General features: G+C 61.3%; 11 protein-coding genes and 1 pseudogene. 9 read left to right on the forward strand and 3 right to left on the reverse strand.

The window, feature by feature from the left end:
• The 7 genes and pseudogenes from ACFO3A_RS15485 to gabD form a co-directional block, all read left to right on the forward strand.
• Positions 1–138 (forward strand): annotated as a pseudogene (locus tag ACFO3A_RS15485) (IS481 family transposase); the annotation flags it as partial.
• A 101-nt stretch (positions 139–239) separates the two neighbouring features.
• A complete protein-coding gene (locus ACFO3A_RS15490; protein WP_377728210.1) occupies positions 240–2,285 on the forward strand; it encodes a hydantoinase/oxoprolinase family protein in 2,046 nt (681 codons plus the stop codon).
• 17 nt (positions 2,286–2,302) lie between these two features.
• Positions 2,303–4,075 (forward strand): hydantoinase B/oxoprolinase family protein, encoded by a 1,773-nt coding sequence (locus ACFO3A_RS15495; protein WP_377728211.1) that lies wholly within the window; start codon positions 2,303–2,305, stop codon positions 4,073–4,075.
• 238 nt (positions 4,076–4,313) lie between these two features.
• Positions 4,314–5,717, forward strand: a complete 1,404-nt coding sequence (locus ACFO3A_RS15500; RefSeq protein ID WP_377728212.1) for an NAD(P)/FAD-dependent oxidoreductase — start codon at positions 4,314–4,316, stop codon at positions 5,715–5,717.
• Positions 5,718–5,740: 23 nt separating this feature from the next.
• On the forward strand, positions 5,741–6,094 hold the full coding sequence (locus tag ACFO3A_RS15505; protein WP_377728213.1) for a cupin domain-containing protein: 354 nt from the start codon (positions 5,741–5,743) through the stop codon (positions 6,092–6,094).
• Positions 6,095–6,167: 73 nt separating this feature from the next.
• Complete coding sequence (locus ACFO3A_RS15510) at positions 6,168–7,727, forward strand: PucR family transcriptional regulator (RefSeq protein WP_377728214.1); 1,560 nt, start codon at positions 6,168–6,170, stop codon at positions 7,725–7,727.
• Positions 7,724–9,175 carry an NADP-dependent succinate-semialdehyde dehydrogenase gene (gabD, locus tag ACFO3A_RS15515; RefSeq protein ID WP_377728215.1) on the forward strand — a complete coding sequence of 484 codons (1,452 nt, stop codon included), beginning with the start codon at positions 7,724–7,726 and terminating at the stop codon, positions 9,173–9,175. Before ACFO3A_RS15510 ends, gabD begins: the two co-directional genes overlap by 4 nt.
• A gap of 59 nt (positions 9,176–9,234) precedes the next feature.
• Here gabD and ACFO3A_RS15520 read toward each other — a convergent pair whose 3' ends face one another.
• The 3 genes from ACFO3A_RS15520 to ACFO3A_RS15530 all read right to left on the reverse strand — a co-directional run bounded on the left by ACFO3A_RS15520 (position 9,235) and on the right by ACFO3A_RS15530 (position 12,102).
• Positions 9,235–10,020, reverse strand: coding sequence for a MetQ/NlpA family ABC transporter substrate-binding protein (locus ACFO3A_RS15520; protein ID WP_377728216.1), 786 nt, complete (start codon positions 10,018–10,020; stop codon positions 9,235–9,237).
• Between the two features lie 138 nt (positions 10,021–10,158).
• Positions 10,159–10,872 (reverse strand): phosphoserine phosphatase SerB, encoded by a 714-nt coding sequence (gene serB / locus ACFO3A_RS15525; protein ID WP_377728217.1) that lies wholly within the window; start codon positions 10,870–10,872, stop codon positions 10,159–10,161.
• A 111-nt stretch (positions 10,873–10,983) separates the two neighbouring features.
• On the reverse strand, positions 10,984–12,102 hold the full coding sequence (locus tag ACFO3A_RS15530) for a high-affinity branched-chain amino acid ABC transporter substrate-binding protein (RefSeq protein WP_377728218.1): 1,119 nt from the start codon (positions 12,100–12,102) through the stop codon (positions 10,984–10,986).
• Between the two features lie 220 nt (positions 12,103–12,322).
• Between ACFO3A_RS15530 and ACFO3A_RS15535 the strand changes: the two genes are divergently transcribed.
• Positions 12,323–14,419, forward strand: a complete 2,097-nt coding sequence (locus tag ACFO3A_RS15535) for a 3-hydroxyacyl-CoA dehydrogenase NAD-binding domain-containing protein (RefSeq protein WP_377728219.1) — start codon at positions 12,323–12,325, stop codon at positions 14,417–14,419.
• A gap of 27 nt (positions 14,420–14,446) precedes the next feature.
• Positions 14,447–15,622 (forward strand): acetyl-CoA C-acyltransferase, encoded by a 1,176-nt coding sequence (locus ACFO3A_RS15540; protein WP_377728220.1) that lies wholly within the window; start codon positions 14,447–14,449, stop codon positions 15,620–15,622.
• The last annotated feature ends 245 nt before the right edge of the window (positions 15,623–15,867 follow it).

The raw sequence follows: 15,867 nt of genomic DNA on the forward strand, positions 1-15,867 counted from the left end.
TTCGGCCGCCGACTCAAGACGCTCAAGGGCCTGACACCTTACGAATTCATCTGCAAGCAGTGGACAGATGAGCCCGAACGCTTCACGATCAATCCTATCCATCAAATGCCGGGACTGAACATCTTAGAACGAAAGTAGGATGGGCTTTCAAAATTTCCTAGTTCCGCTGCATTGATGCCGTAAAGGGCGACTCCCAGAATTGCACATGCGCTTCGAGATGCAAGCGCATGTACTTATATATGGAGGCAAAGATCAATATGTGGCGAGTAGGAGTAGATGTAGGCGGTACTTTCACCGATCTGTTCGCTTGGGAGGAAACCAGCGGCAAACAGGTCACGGCGAAAGTTTTGACAACCCGGCAGGATCGTTCGATAGCGGTACTTCAGGCGATTGAAAAGGCGGGTATTGCCATTGCGGATATTTCGTATCTGATGCACGGTACGACCACTGCGACCAATGCACTGATCGAGCGCAATTACCCGGATGCGGCGTTCATCACCACCGAGGGTTTTCGTGACACTATAGAAATCGGCAGGCAGCACCGCAAGCACCTGTACGACCCTTATCAGACCAAGCCCAAGCCGATCATCAAGCGGCGCTTTCGTTACACCGTGCCTGAGCGCACCAATGTGCAGGGGCAGACCGAACGCCCCCTGGATATTGCTGCGGCCCACGCGGTGGCCAAGCGGATCAAGGCCACTGGCATTCAGTCGGTGGGGATTGGTTTTATCAATTCCTATGTCAGCGCACGGCATGAAGAACAGATGCGCGACATTCTGCTGGAGCATTGCCCGGATATTCATGTGGTGCTTTCGGCGGAAACACGTCCGGTTTTCCGTGAGCATGGCCGTTTCATGACGACGGCGGTGCGTGCGGCCTGTATGCCCGTGATGGTCAAGTACATGGACGATCTTGAAGCACGGCTGACGCGGCATCAGTTTGTCGGCAAGCTGCTGATCCTCAAGAGCAGTGGCGGTGTAATGGCGGCCGATGCCGCACGCCAGCACCCGGAGGATATGCTGGAGTCCGGCCCGGCAGGTGGCGTGGCGTATGCGGGCTATCTGACCAAGCAAAGCGGGTTCGAGCGCATCTTGCACACCGACGTGGGCGGTACCAGCTTCGATGTGTCCATCGTCGAGGATGGGCGAGGCTTGATTACCCGCGACCATGAGCTGGAGTGGGAAGTGCCCATCGTCGTGCCGATGCTCGACATCCACAGCGTCGGCGCGGGCGGCGGCTCTATCGGCTGGGTGGATCCGGGTGGCTCGCTGCGCGTGGGGCCGCAGAGTGCAGGATCGGAGCCTGGCCCGGTGTGCTATGGCCGTGGCGGCACCCAGCCGACCATCACCGATGCGAATCTGCTGCTTGGCCGCCTGGATCCGACGCTCAGCGGCAAGATGGCGTTGGATGTGGAGGCCGCAGAAAAAGCGATGGCCAATCTGGCCCAGCGCATCGGCCTGTCCACGCTGGCGACCGCCGAAGGCATGATCCGCATCGGTTGCGAATACATGGCCTCGGCGGTGAAGAAAATTCTGGTCTCCCGTGGCCGTGACCCTCGTGACTTCGTGTTCGCCAGCTTTGGTGGTGCGGGCGCTTTGCACGCCTGTTTCGTTGCCAAGTCGATGAATATTCCCAAGGTCATCGTGCCGCCCCATGCGGGTGTGGCCTCTGCATTCGGGGCGACGGTGATGGATCTGCGCCAGGACCTGGAGCATTTTTATTACACCCCGGTGCAAAGTGCCGATCTGGACAAGATCAACGGCATCCTGTCCGAGCTTGAGGCCAGGGCCAAGGCTGCGCTCACAGCCCAGGGCTTCGATGACGACAGTCGGATTGCATTGATCCGCACGGCGCAGATGCGCTACGTGGGGCAGTCCTACGAGGTGGATACACCGATCCCCAATGGCGTTTTGACGGCGGACAGCCTGCCCGGTATCGAACAGGCGTTCCATGCTTGTCACCTGAAGGAGTTCGGCGTCAGCTCGGAAGACTTTGCTCCGGCATTCGTGTCTTTCAGCGTTGCGGCCATTGGCGATATGGAAGACCCGCCACCGGTTGCCATCTCCCGCATTGCAGGCGCAGACATCGTCAAGGGGGAGCGCGACGTGTATTTCGAGGGGGTGTGGACCCGCTGCCAGGTCTATGACGGCGAGGCGCTGGGCACACAGGACAGCATCCATGGCCCGGCCATCATCGAATATGAACATGCCTGTACCGTTTTGCCGCCCCAAACCCATGCGCATGTGAACGCCATGGGGGCATTGGTCATCGACATCGAATATTGAACACAAGGAGACACGACATGAGTAACCAACAAGGCAATGCCACCGTGGACGACATCGATCCCATCACGTTCGAAGTCATGCGCAGCATCTTCGAGTTTGCCAGCGACCGAATGGCGTCTGTGTTGCAGCGTTCCTCGTTCTCGCCGATTCTGGCGGACATGCTGGACTTCTCGAACGCGATCTACGACGCCGACTTGCAACTCCTGAGCCAGGCGGCCAACTGCCCGGTACACCTGGCCGCCATGAAATTCAGCGCCGAGGAAGCCGTCAAGAGCATCGGCAAGGACAACGTTCATGAGGGTGACGTGCTGGTCGTCAATGACCCTTATCGCGGCGGTACCCATATCAACGATATCTCGTTCATTCAGCCGATCTTCTACAAGAAGGAGCTGATCGGCTACGGCGTCAGCCGTGGGCACTGGATGGACCTGGGCGGTGGCGGTGCGGGCGGCCAGGCATTCAGTACCCATATCGCGGCGGAAGGCCTGCGACTGCCTCCTTTGAAGATTTTCACAAGCGGCAAGATCAATGAGGATCTGCTGGCCATCATCATGAACAACAGCCGCACGCCCCACTTCATCAAGGGCGATCTGCAGGCTCACTTGGGCGCACTGCGGGGTGCCGAGCAGGAACTGCAGCGGGCCTGCGAGCGCTACGGTGTCGATACGGTGAAGAAGGCCATGAAGAAGATTCAGGCCTATACCGAGAAGATGATCCGGGAAAGCATTGGCAGGATTCCCAACGGCGTTTACGAGGCGGAGGATTACGCTGATACCGATGGTGTGAGCCAGGAGCGCATCAAACTCAAGGTTCAGCTGGAAATTGCCGACACTTCGATCAAGGTGGACTTCACTGGCACCGATCCCATGTGCCAGGGGGCGATCAATTCCCCGCGTGCCAACACAATCTCGGCGGCGCTCTATTCGCTGCAATTCTTCCTGGCCCCGGATGCGCCGCAGAACCAGGGCATGTTCAATCCCATCGAGGTGGTACTGCCCGAGGGCTGCTGGCTCAATGCCCAATGGCCTGCGCCGACCATCGGTTGCACGACGCTGACTTCTTCCAAGATCACCAGCGCTATCTGGCAGGCGCTGGCCAAGGCCATCCCCGAGAAAATCACGGGTTCGACCTGTTCGGAGTCGAACTGGTTCGTGGCCAGTTGCACGGCACCGGATGGCAAGACCGACGTGTTCTCCGATCTGCCCGCTGGCGGTTGGGGCGGAACACCTTACGCGGATGGCATGAGTGTCACCATGGATCCGCTGGGCAACTGCATGAACATGCCTGCGGAAACGGCGGAGCTGTTCTTCCCCATTGCCTACGAAGCCTTCGAGATGCGGCAGGACTCGGCCGGGCCGGGCCAGCACCGTGGCGGCCTCGGGGCCATTTTCAAGGTGCGCTTCCTGGGCGGTGGCGAACTGGGCATGGAGACAGCACGTACCCTGGAGGGCAGCCCCGGCGCGGCAGGCGGTCTGCCCAGCGCGGTGCAGCGTTCCAGCCACATCCATGCGGATGGTTCTGTCCAGGTGATCGGTGGTTTCGATACCGAGGGCGCATGGCGCAACCCGTTGCTGGCGGCGCACAAATTCCATGCCGGGGATGTGTTCATGTTCGAGAGCACTGGCGGTGGCGGATGGGGTGACCCGAAGCGGCGCACCGTCGAGGAAGTGCTGGACGATGTTCTGGATGAATACATCAGTATCGAGGCAGCCCGGCAGCACTACGGCGTCGTTATCGATCCGCAGACGCTGCAAGTCGACATGACAGCCACCCAGGCGCTGCGCGGCTGAACCAGGGTGGCATGGGATGCCACCCTTGAAAAGTCATAAAAAAATAGCTGCTTGCGCTTTTATTTATTGAATTTCAGATGATTTTATATCTGAAACATTTTTAAATAAAGCGCTAGCAGCTTATTTTTTAATAGCAATGGTTGTTCAGCGGCAGCGCTGGGGACGGTGCTTTGCATCCTGAATTCCGAGTCCGGCGCCTGGGCGCTGACCCATTTACCGAAAGGCCATAGGAGCCCGAATGAAGTTGAATCTCACACCTCCATTGAAACGGAGTTACTGGCAGGAATCGATCGCTGCAAGCGAGCCGACGGCAGCGCTGTGTGGTGCGCAAAAGGCAGATGTGGCCATTATTGGCGGCGGCTTTGTGGGCCTGTGGACGGCCCTGACCCTCAAGGAGCTTGAGCCGGACTGCCAGGTGGTCGTTTTGGAGCAGGACGTGTGCGGGGGCGGCGCGTCCGGGCGCAACGGGGGATTTGCCATGTCCTGGTGGCCCAAGATCGGCACTCTCCAGGCACTGTGCGGTGCGGAACAGGCGCTGTTTCTTGCCCGGGAGGCCGAGCAGGCCGTGCAGGAACTCGGAGTGTTCTGCCGTAAACACGCTATCGATGCGCACTTTGTGCGTAAAGGCTGGCTGTGGACGGCAACAACTCCTGCTCATCTCGACGCCTGGAACGGCACTTTGCAAACCTGTGAGCGTCTTGGTGTGCAGCCCTTCGAACGCCTCTCGCTCCAGAACGTGCAGAGCAGGACAGGTTCGTCCATTCACCTAGCCGCAGTCTTTGAGGCATCCAACGCGACCGTGCAGCCCGCAGCGCTTGTAGACGGTATGCGCCGGGTCGCGCTGGCGGCGGGGGTGCGGATTCACGAACGCTCTGGCGTAGCACGCATTGATCCCGGCGCACCTGCCGTGCTGCACACCGAAGGCGGACAGTTACAGGCGGACAAGGTGGTACTGGCGACCAATGCCTGGGCTGCTGCCATCCCCGAACTGGCACGGCTGATTACCCCGGTCAATAGCGCCATCGCCGTGACCAAACCGTTGGGGGCTGCGTTGGAGAACATCGGCTGGATGGGAGGTGAGGCAATTACCGACTCGCAGTTGATGGTTAATTACTATCGCACTACGCGCGATGGACGCATCGCTTTCGGCAAAGGTACGGGCGGGCTTTCCTGGCGCTCGGAGATCACCGACGTATTCAGCAACGATGCCCCAAGCATCGCCATGACCTGTGCCGACCTTTTCCATACCTACCCGTTTCTGGAGAAGGACAGCGTCAGCCACGGCTGGTCAGGCCCCATCGACCGCACCTACGACAGCCTGCCGGTTTTTGGACATCTTCAGGGGCACGCGAACATCTTCTATGGCATCGGCTGGAGCGGGAACGGCGTCAGTCCCAGCCGCCTGGGTGGCCGCATCCTCGCCAGCATGGCGCTGGGGCGCAAGGACGTATGGAGCCAGTGCGGCCTTGTGGATCGCACCTGCAAAGCCTTTCCGCCAGAACCGTTCCGGTATGTGGGGGGCAGCCTGGTGCGCAATGCTGTCATCCGCAAAGAGCAGGCTGAAATGAACGGTAAGCGCCCCGCAGCTCTTGACCGATTTTTTGCCAGCCTGGCCCCATCGGGCCTAGAAGACAAATCCTGAAATAAATCCCGAGGAGACATGCAATGAACCCCATCCTGATCCGTATCGAAAATGATGACGCTTTCGGCCCCGCCACCCCTGTGGGGGCGCCTTGCGGCACACCTGTTGCCCACACGCGCACCGCAGGCCATCAGACCCTGACTGTGGGGAGCAGCGCTGGGCTGTGGGAATGCTCGCCAGGGCGATTCCGCAGGCAAGTGGCGCAGGCCGAATACAGCTACTTCATCAGCGGGGAAGGCTGCTTCATTCCCGATGGTGGCACGCCGATAGCGTTTCGTGCTGGCGATTCGATGTACTTCCCTGCCAATACCGAAGGCGAGTGGCATGTACGGCAGACGGTGCGCAAGGCCTACCTCATCATGGCCGCAGAACCCTGAACCTGAGCTTGCGCTGAGAATGCGGGGCACAGCAACGTTGCCACGCCGTCAGCCAGTTACCAAGAGGTTTCCTATGCCATTGACCATTACCGATATCGTCCAATTGCCCGAATTGCACACCCGTTTGCTGGCCGGGAGCCAGGGTGCGGACAGAACTGTACGTTGGGCGCATGTCTGCGAACTGGCCGATCCCACCGAATGGCTGGGCGAGGGTGATCTGTTGATGACGACCGGAATGGGGATTCCCGGCGGGGCGCAGGCACAGGTTGCGTATATCGAGCGGCTGCACCAGTCAGGGCTGGCGGGCGTGATGATCGGTGAGAACATGCAGGCGCCGCCGGATCTTTCGGCCCTGTATGCGCAGGCGGATGCGTTGGGCCTGCCGGTCTTGATGACGCGGTATGGTGTGCCCTTTGCCAGCGTCACCCGGGCCGTGATCGATGCGGGACGCCAGGAGGAGTTCGAGCGTCGCAATGCCATCAACCGGTTGTTCGTGAGTGCTCGCATGGCTATCGAGGGCTTGAGCCTGGAGCAGCTGTTGCTGCGTCTGGAGCAGGACATGAAGGCCGAACTGATGCTGCTTGATCCACAGGAAAAAACACAGTTCTGGTGGCCAAGGAAGGCCATTCCTTTGAATCTGCAGGATGCCATTGCACACCAGCCACTGGATTTCTCGCCCACGCAGCCGGTGGTTCGGCGTTACATGCTCGACGATGGCGATGTTTTCGCCGTGTCCATCCCTTCGCGCAAGGGGGGTGTATTGCTGTTGCGCCACGGACAGGGCCATTTGCTGGAATACAGCCTATTGCACCATCTGGTCGCGGTGCTGGGTATTGCGATCGAGCGCTTGCGCATGGAGACCGAGCGCTCCTTGCGGATCGGGGCGCAATTGCTGGACGATCTGTTGAGCCTGCGGCTGGCTCCGTATGAAATCGGGCGGCAGCTCGAAGCATTCCAGCTTCAGGTGGAAACAGCCTGCCTGGCCGTGGCGCGTCCCGGCTCGCAGACGTTGTCGGCCATGTCGGAATGGGGCTTGCAGTTTTTGCGCAGGAGGCTGTCCGTGATGCTGCGCCCGCAGGGCGATGAGTTGATCGTGATGGCACATGCCCGGGATATTCCCGTGGTGCAGACCATTCTGGAAACGGGACTGGGGTTCAGCCATGCCATTGGCAGCTATGAGCGGCTGCCGCAAGCTCTGCGTGAAGCACGCCTGGCATTGGTGCATGTGGGCACGTATCCGGTCGTCGCGTATGCGCAGATCGAGGACAAGGCTCCCTGGCTTCCCGACAACCTGGAAGAGGCAGCGCAAACTTTCGAGCAGCTCTTGGGGCCGCTGGCCGAACATGACGAGCGCCAGGGCGCCACGCTGCTCTATACCCTGCGCGTGTTCCTCGAGCACAACCGCTCGTGGCTGATGGCGGCCAAGCATTTACACATTCACAAGACCACGCTGATCTACCGCATCCGCAAGATCGAATCCATCACGGGGCGTTCGCTCGACCATACGGAGGATGTCGCCATCCTGTGGCTTGCGCTTCGAGCTGGAGAAATTGCGGGAATGTCCTCCGCACAAAAACGTCGGCCTGCGAAGGTCGGCTCTTCCAACGAACTATCCAAAAGAGAATATCTATGACCGATTCCCTACAGTCCCCGCTGTTCAGGCAGCACGCCTATATCAATGGCCAATGGCTGTCCGCCCGCAACAGTGCGACTCAATCGATTTTCAATCCAGCCACCGGGGAGCTGATCGGTACGGTGCCGATGATGGGGCGCGAGGAAGCACGGCAGGCTATCGCTGCCGCCGACCAGGCTCTGCCTGCCTGGCGTGCCTTGCCTGCCAGGGAGCGTTCGGCCAGGTTGCGGGCCTGGTTTGATCTCATGCTGGAGCATCAGGAGGTGCTGGCCCGTCTGATGACCATGGAGCAAGGCAAGCCGCTGGCGGAGGCGCGTAATGAAATCCTGTACGCGGCTTCTTTCATGGAGTGGTTTGCCGAGGAGGGCAAGCGGGTCTATGGGGACGTTATTCCCAGCCCCCAGGCGGACAAGCGTCTATTGGTACTCAAACAGCCTGTGGGTGTTGCCGCAGCCATTACCCCCTGGAATTTCCCGTCGGCGATGATTACCCGCAAGGCGGCACCTGCGCTGGCTGCGGGTTGCACTATGGTGCTTAAGCCTGCGCCGCAGACGCCTTTCTCTGCCCTGGCTCTGGCCGCGCTGGCCTCCAGCGCAGGCATACCGGCGGGTGTATTCAACGTGGTAACGGGTTCAGCCGAGGAGATCGGGGGTGAGTTCACCGGTAACCCCATCGTGCGCAAGCTCACATTCACAGGTTCGACCCCGATTGGCCGCCTCCTGATGGCCCAGTGCGCCCACGACGTGAAAAAGATGTCCTTGGAGCTGGGTGGCAATGCACCTTTCATCGTTTTCGAGGACGCCGATCTGGACAAGGCGGTTCAAGGCGTGTTGATTGCCAAGTACCGCAACAACGGCCAGACCTGCGTATGCACCAATCGCCTCTATGTGCACGACAGCGTGTATGACGCCTTTGCTGCCAAGCTGAAGACGGCGGTAGAGGCGTTGAAGGTCGGCAACGGTCTGGACAGTGGCGTGACCATTGGCCCTTTGATCAACGACGCGGCAGTGCACAAAGTGGAGGCCCACATTTCCGATGCCGTGGGTAAGGGCGCAAGCGTCCTGACCGGCGGCAAGCTCCATGCTTTGGGCGGAACATTCTTTCAGCCGACCATATTGACCAATGTTCCCCACGATGCACTGGTCGCTGGTGAAGAAACTTTCGGCCCGCTGGCTCCGCTGTTCCGCTTTCAGGATGAGGCCGAAGTGATCGCCCGCGCCAATGACACGGAATACGGATTGGCGGCCTACTTCTACACGGAAAGCCTGAGCCGTATCTTCCGTGTGGCCGAGGCGCTGGAATACGGCATGGTCGGCATCAATTCCGGATCCATCTCCAACGAAGTCGCACCATTTGGCGGCGTCAAGGCTTCGGGGTTGGGGCGGGAAGGATCGAAATACGGTATCGAGGAGTATCTGGAGATCAAATATCTAAATATAGGCTGCTAAAAAACGTTGCCTGGGGATTGCGCATCCCCAGGCAGCGTTCAAAGGTGTGGCGGTGCCGATCAGAATGCCGGAACGACTGCGCCCTTGTATTTTTCTTCGATGAATTTCTTCACTTCGGGGCTGTGCAGGGCTTTCATCAGCTTGGCGATGTCGGCACCTTCGGCGCGATCCTTGCGGGCAGCGACGATGTTGGTGTAGGGCGAATCAGCCCCTTCGATGAACAGCGCATCCTTGGTGGGGTTGAGCTTGGCTTCCATCGCGTAGTTGGTGTTGATCAGCGCCAGCTCCACATCGGCCAGGGCGCGGGGCAGCAGGGGGGCTTCCAGCTCCTTGAACTTGAGTTTCTTGGGGTTCTTCACGATGTCCAGGGGCGTGGGCGTCAGGCTGGCGGGATCTTTCAGCTCGATCAGGCCCTGCTTGGCCAGCAGGATCAGGGCGCGGCCGCCGTTGGAGGGGTCGTTGGGGATGGCGACCGTTGCGCCGTCCTTCAGGTCAGCCACGGTCTTGACCTTGCTGGAGTAGGCACCGAAAGGCTCGACGTGCACCTTGCCGTTGGGCACGGTGACAAGGCTGCTCTTGCGGTCCTTGTTGTAGCTGTCCAGGTAGGGCTGGTGCTGGAAGAAGTTGGCGTCGAGCTGCTTGTCTTCCACGGCCGCGTTGGGCTGCACGTAGTCGCTGAATTCCTTGACCTGCAGTTCGAGGCCCTGGGCTTTGAGCTGGGGCTTGATGAAGTTCAGGATTTCCGCATGGGGCACCGCAGTGGCGGCGACTTTCAGAACATCGGCGGCTTGGGCGGTGAAGGCCAGGGTGGCGATGGCCACGGCAGTCAGAGTTTTTTTCAGCATGGTAGTGAAGAAGGGTACGGATGGAATGAAAACCGCCTTTGTGGGGCAGGGCGCCAGTGTAGCGCCCTTGATCGGATAACCGATCGACAGAAAACTTGTTTGGTTATAAGAAAACAGGTCTATATGTAAAAACCGCGATCAAGCCGGTTGCAGCACTTCCAGCAGCCGATCCAGCCCGCCTTCGTTGATGCACACCTGGGCCACGCTGCGCACGCGCGGCTTGGCGTGGTAGGCCACGGACAGGCCGGCGGCTTCCATCATCGGAATGTCGTTGCTGCCGTCGCCCACGGCAATGCACTGTGCGGGCGTGATGCCCAGCAGGCTGGCCACTTCCAGCAGGGTGCGGCGTTTTTCCGCACCGTCGCAGATGTCGCCCCAGCATTGCCGCACCAGGCCGCCGGTGAGGCTGCCGTCCTGCACCTCCAGCAGGTTGGCACGCACGAAGTCGATGTTCAGCAGGCCGCGCACGTATTCGGCGAAGAAGGTGAAGCCGCCGGAGACCAGCAGCACTTTCAGCCCCGCCGCCTGGGCGGCCCTGACCAGGGTGTCCGCGCCGGGGGACAGGCGCAGGCGCTCCTGGCGCACTTGCAGCATCTGCGCCTCGGTCACGCCGCGCAGCTTGGCTACGCGCTGGCGCAGGCTGTCCTTGAAGTCGGTGATCTCGCCGCGCATGGTGGCCTCGGTAATCGCCGCAACTTCGGCCTTTTTGCCGGTCACGTCGGCGATCTCGTCGATGCACTCGATGGTGATCAGTGTGGAATCCATGTCGAAGGCGATCAGCTTGTAGTCGCCCAGTTTTTGCGGCGCGGCGGTGTTCTGAAGGGTCAGGCCGGGGGAAATTTCAGTAGACATAGACCGGAGGAAGGTGAGGGGATGGTAAAAAAACAATAGCTTCAAAGGCTTTATCTGAAAGCCTTTGAAGCTATTTTAATTGAAATGGCTGGCGGAATTTTCAGCGTCGCATCAACGCACCAGACGGCGGCTGCCGTCCTTGGCGAGTTCAAACACGACGAACTCGAAGTTTTTCAGGTCGCCCTTGGTGTCGAAGGCGACCGAGCCGATCACCGTGTCGAAGCGGCTGGCGTGCATGTAGTCGGCGACTTTTTTCGGGTCGGGGCCGACGGCTTGCAGGCTCTTGTGCAGCACCTGCATGGCGGCATAGGCGGGCATCTGGTAGGCGCCGTTGGCCGGGCGCTTGGCCTTTTCGAAGGCTTGCACCACGGCCTTGTTTTCCGGGCGCTGGCTGAAGTCGGCGGGGTAGGTGAACATCATCCCCTCCAGCGCCGGGCCGGCAATCTCGACCAGGCTTTGGTTGAATGCGCCTTCCGCGCCCATGAAGCGGGTTTGCAAGCCTTGCTCCCTGGCCTGGCGCAGCAGCAGGCCCATTTCGGGGGGGTAGCCGCCGAAGAACACCACGTCGGGCTTGAGGGTCTTGAGCTTGGTGATGACGGCGGAGTAGTCGCTATCGCCTGCGTTGATACCGTCGTACAGAGCGATGGGAGTGCCCAGCTTTTCCAGCGAGGCCTTGACGTGCTGGGCCACCCCCGCGCCGTAGGTCTGCTTGTCGTGCAGCACCACTACGGTCTTGGGGTTGAGCCGGGCGGTGATGAAGCTGGCGGCAAACGGGCCTTGCTGGTCATCGCGGCCGATGGTGCGGAAGAAGTGGTGGCCGCGCAGGTTGTCCGTCACCTGCGGGGCCGTGGCGCCGGGGGTGATGGCGACGATGCCTTCGTCCTCGTAGATGCGGGCTGCGGGCACGGTCACGCCGGAGCAGACGTGGGCCACGGCAAATTTCGCGCCGGAGTTGAGGACGCGGTTGGCTGCCTGCACGGCCTGCTTGGGTTCGCAGGCATCGTCGATCAGCACGGCTTCGTAGGGGCGGCCATTCAGGCCGCCAGCGGCGTTGAGGGTTTCGATGGCGGTCAGCACCCCGGCCTTGAGTTCATCGCCGTACTGCGTGTTCGGCCCGGTCATGGGTGCGGGCACGCCGATCAGGATGGGATCGGGGGCGGCGCTGGCGGCACCCATCAGGCTGGCGGCGGCCAGGGCGATACTGGCACGAAGGAAAGTGGAGCGTTGCATGGGCAGACTCTCTAAGAGGAAAACACAAAGGGGGCATTGTTCAACCCTTGTCCAAGGTTTTTTCCCTGGGATTTCCCGCAAATTGGTCTGCAATCCAACAGTGCCAGGGGGAATTAGCTGCGACCATGTCCCCGATGGGACAAAACGCAGCGGCAGGCCTTCCCTAGAATGTGTTTTTTAGAACGTTCGTTCTATTCTTATTTATCCAAGGAGACCTGTGATGACGGTTCATTACCAAGTCCACACCGATGTGGCTGTGCTGACCCTTGATCTGCCCCCTGTCAATAGCCTGGGGCTGGCCATGCGCCAGGCGCTGGCCGCCAGCCTGCAACGCGCCCAGGACGATGCCCAGGTGCGGGCCATCGTGCTGACGGGCGCGGGCAAGGCGTTTTCGGGCGGGGCCGACATTACCGAGTTCGGCCAGGACGCCGCGTTTGCCGAACCCAATCTGCACACCCTGATTGCCATGGTCGAAGCCTGCAGCAAGCCCGTGGTGGCGGCGCTGCACAGCGTCTGCATGGGCGGCGGGCTGGAGCTGTCGCTGGCCTGCCACTACCGCATTGCTGCGCCCGATTGCAAGCTGGGCCTGCCCGAAGTCAAGCTGGGCCTGCTGCCCGGCGCGGGCGGCACGCAGCGCCTGCCGCGTGCCCTGGGGGTGGAGCCGGCGCTGAACATGATCGTCAGCGGCGAACCCGTGGCCGCCGCCCTGCTGGCCCAGGTGCCGGGGCAAAAGCTGATTACCCAATTGGCTGCCAGCGCTGCCAGCCTGGGCGAAGAAGCGCTGACCCTGGCCCGCAGCGTGGCCGATGTGCGCCCGCTGCCGCTGGTGGCGGCGCTGCGGGCGCAGCACCCGCAGGGCGATGCCTACTTCCAGTTTGCCCGCAATATGGTCAAGGGCATGGCGAAGAACTTCCCGGCCCCGGCCAAATGCGTCGATGCCGTCGAGGCGGCCACCCGCAAAAAGATCACCGATGGCCTGGCCGCCGAGCGCGACCTGTTCCTGCAACTGATGTTCACCCCCGAATCCCGCGCCCTGCGCCACCTGTTCTTTGCCGAGCGGGCGGCCAGCAAGATTCCCGACGTGCCTGCCGATACCCCGCTGCGCACTATCGAAAACGTAGCTGTTATCGGTGCAGGCACGATGGGTGGCGGCATTGCCATGAACTTCTTGAATGCTGGCGTGCCGGTCAAGCTCCTGGAAACGAAGCAGGAGGCGCTGGAGCGCGGCGTTGCCACCATCCGCAAGAACTACGAAGGGCAGCTTGCCAAAGGCAAGCTCAAGCAGGACAAGTACGAGCAGCGCATGGCCTTGCTGTCCACCACGCTGGACTACGCCGACCTGAAGGATGCCGACCTGATCATCGAAGCCGTGTTCGAGGACATGGGCGTCAAGCAGGCCGTGTTCACGCAACTGGACGCCGTGGCCAAGCCCGGCGCGATTCTGGCCAGCAACACCTCCACGCTCGATCTGAACCAGATCGCCTCCTTCACCCAGCGCCCGCAGGACGTGGTGGGCCTGCACTTCTTCAGCCCGGCCAACATCATGAAGCTGCTGGAAGTGGTGCGCGGCGCAAAAACCGCCAAGGACGTGCTGGCCACCGTCATGGCCGTGGCGAAGAAAATCCGCAAGACGGCGGTGCTTTCGGGCGTGTGCGACGGCTTTATCGGCAACCGCATGATCGAGCGCTACAGCCAGCAGGCCGGCTTTTTGCTGGACGAAGGCTGCACGCCCGCGCAGGTGGACAAGGCCGCTGAAAAATTCGGCTTTGCCATGGGCCCGTTCCGCATGAGCGATCTGGCGGGCAACGACATCGGCTGGGCCATCCGCAAGCGCCGCGCCATTGAGCGCCCGGACGTGCGCTACAGCAAAACCGCCGACCTGCTGTGCGAGCAGGGCCGCTTCGGCCAGAAAACCGGCGCCGGCTGGTACGACTACCAGCCGGGCAAGCGCAATGCCATCCCCAACGCCGATGTCGTGGCCATGATCGAGGCCAACCGCCAGGCCCAGGGCATCACGCCGCGCAAGATTTCGGACGAGGAAATCGTCCAGCGCCTGGTGTTCAGCCTGGTCAACGAAGCCGCGCACATCCTGGAAGAAGGCATTGCCACCAAGGCCAGCGACATCGACGTGGTCTACATCTTCGGCTACGGCTTCCCCGTGCATCGCGGCGGGCCGCTGTGCTATGCCAACGAGGTCGGCCTGTTCAACGTGGTCGCCGCCATGCAGCGCTTTGCCAAAAATCCGCTGGACGATGCCGCCTTCTGGCAGCCCGCGCCGCTGTTGCAGCGTCTGGTGGCCGAAGGCAAGCAGTTCTGATCGCAAAGTATTGAAGGGAATAGTGCTATGACTTCCGCAGTAATCGTCTCCACCGCCCGCACCCCGCTTGCCAAAAGCTGGAAGGGCGCATTCAACATGACCCACGGCGCCACCCTGGGCGGCCATGCCGTGCAGCACGCCGTGCAGCGGGCCGGTATCGACGCCGCGCTGGTCGATGACGTCATCATGGGCTGCGCCAACCCCGAAGGCGCCACGGGCATGAACATCGCCCGCCAGATCGCGCTGGCCGCCGGCCTGCCGGTGACGGCCTCGGGCATGACGGTCAACCGCTTCTGCTCCTCCGGGCTGCAAACCATTGTCCTGGCCAGCCAGCGCATCGTCGCGGGCGAGGGCGATGTTTACGTCGCCGGTGGCGTGGAAAGCATCTCCTGCGTGCAGCAGGAGATGAACATGCACATGATCGTCGACCCCGCGCTGCAAGCGAAAAAGCCGGAAATCTACTGGAACATGCTGCAAACGGCAGAGAACGTCGCCAAACGCTACAACATCGGCCGCGATGTGATGGACGAATACGGCGCCGCCAGCCAGCAGAAAGCCTGCGCCGCCCAGGCAGCCGGCTTGTTCGATGCCGAAATCGCCCCCATCACCGTCACCGCCGGGATTGCCGACAAGCAGTTGGGCCTGATCACCCGGCAGGTGACGGTTGCCAAGGACGAAGGCACGCGCGAAGGCACCACGGTGCAGGCCATCAGCGGCCTGAAAAGCGCCATCCCCGGCGGCCTGATCACGGCCGGCAATGCCAGCCAGTTCAGCGATGGCGCCGGTGCCTGCGTGGTGGTGAGCGAAGACTTTGCCGCCCGCAACAACCTGCAACCCCTGGGCCGCTTCCTGGGCTTTGCCGTGGCCGGTTGCGAGCCGGACGAAATGGGCATCGGCCCCGTCTTCGCCGTGCCCAAGGTGCTGAAAAAACTGGGGCTGAGCGTGCAGGACATCGACCTGTGGGAGCTGAACGAAGCCTTCGCCGTGCAGGTGCTGTACTGCCGCGACAAGCTGGGCATCCCCCATGACCGCCTGAACGTCAATGGCGGCGCCATCGCCCTGGGCCACCCCTACGGTGTCAGCGGTCAGCGCCTGACCGGCCACGCCCTGATCGAAGGCAAGCGCCGGGGCGCCAAGCGCGTGTGCGTCACCATGTGCATCGGCGGCGGCATGGGCGCAGCCGGGGTGTTTGAAGTGCTGTAAGAACCTGTTCCCGATCTCGGCGCGAAGGGATGTGGGAAGCGGATCGGGATTTGCAACGACGCAGAGCGCCCGAGGCCGCGACGGCACACCCGTGCGGAGATCGTAAACACGTTCTAAGTGTTTGATCCCAGGTTTTAATGGTGCAATCTTTTCCCTTGAATGGAAGGAAGCGCTATGGGCCAGGTTCTGCACGGGAGCGCCAGGACGACGGAGGCAATCCGTCGAACAATACAAAATAGTCAAGA

The organism is Comamonas nitrativorans (assembly GCF_042654765.1).
Classification (GTDB): domain Bacteria; phylum Pseudomonadota; class Gammaproteobacteria; order Burkholderiales; family Burkholderiaceae_C; genus Comamonas; species Comamonas nitrativorans.

Bases quoted from the DNA above. Each gene is read 5' to 3' on its own strand.
- ACFO3A_RS15490 (WP_377728210.1), top strand. From the start codon at position 240: ATGGAGGCAAAGATCAATATGTGGCGAGTAGGAGTAGATGTAGGCGGT.
- ACFO3A_RS15495 (WP_377728211.1), top strand. From the start codon at position 2,303: ATGAGTAACCAACAAGGCAATGCCACCGTGGACGACATCGATCCCATC.
- ACFO3A_RS15500 (WP_377728212.1), top strand. From the start codon at position 4,314: ATGAAGTTGAATCTCACACCTCCATTGAAACGGAGTTACTGGCAGGAA.
- ACFO3A_RS15505 (WP_377728213.1), top strand. From the start codon at position 5,741: ATGAACCCCATCCTGATCCGTATCGAAAATGATGACGCTTTCGGCCCC.
- ACFO3A_RS15510 (WP_377728214.1), top strand. From the start codon at position 6,168: ATGCCATTGACCATTACCGATATCGTCCAATTGCCCGAATTGCACACC.
- gabD (WP_377728215.1), top strand. From the start codon at position 7,724: ATGACCGATTCCCTACAGTCCCCGCTGTTCAGGCAGCACGCCTATATC.
- ACFO3A_RS15520 (WP_377728216.1), bottom strand. From the start codon at position 10,020: ATGCTGAAAAAAACTCTGACTGCCGTGGCCATCGCCACCCTGGCCTTC.
- serB (WP_377728217.1), bottom strand. From the start codon at position 10,872: ATGTCTACTGAAATTTCCCCCGGCCTGACCCTTCAGAACACCGCCGCG.
- ACFO3A_RS15530 (WP_377728218.1), bottom strand. From the start codon at position 12,102: ATGCAACGCTCCACTTTCCTTCGTGCCAGTATCGCCCTGGCCGCCGCC.
- ACFO3A_RS15535 (WP_377728219.1), top strand. From the start codon at position 12,323: ATGACGGTTCATTACCAAGTCCACACCGATGTGGCTGTGCTGACCCTT.
- ACFO3A_RS15540 (WP_377728220.1), top strand. From the start codon at position 14,447: ATGACTTCCGCAGTAATCGTCTCCACCGCCCGCACCCCGCTTGCCAAA.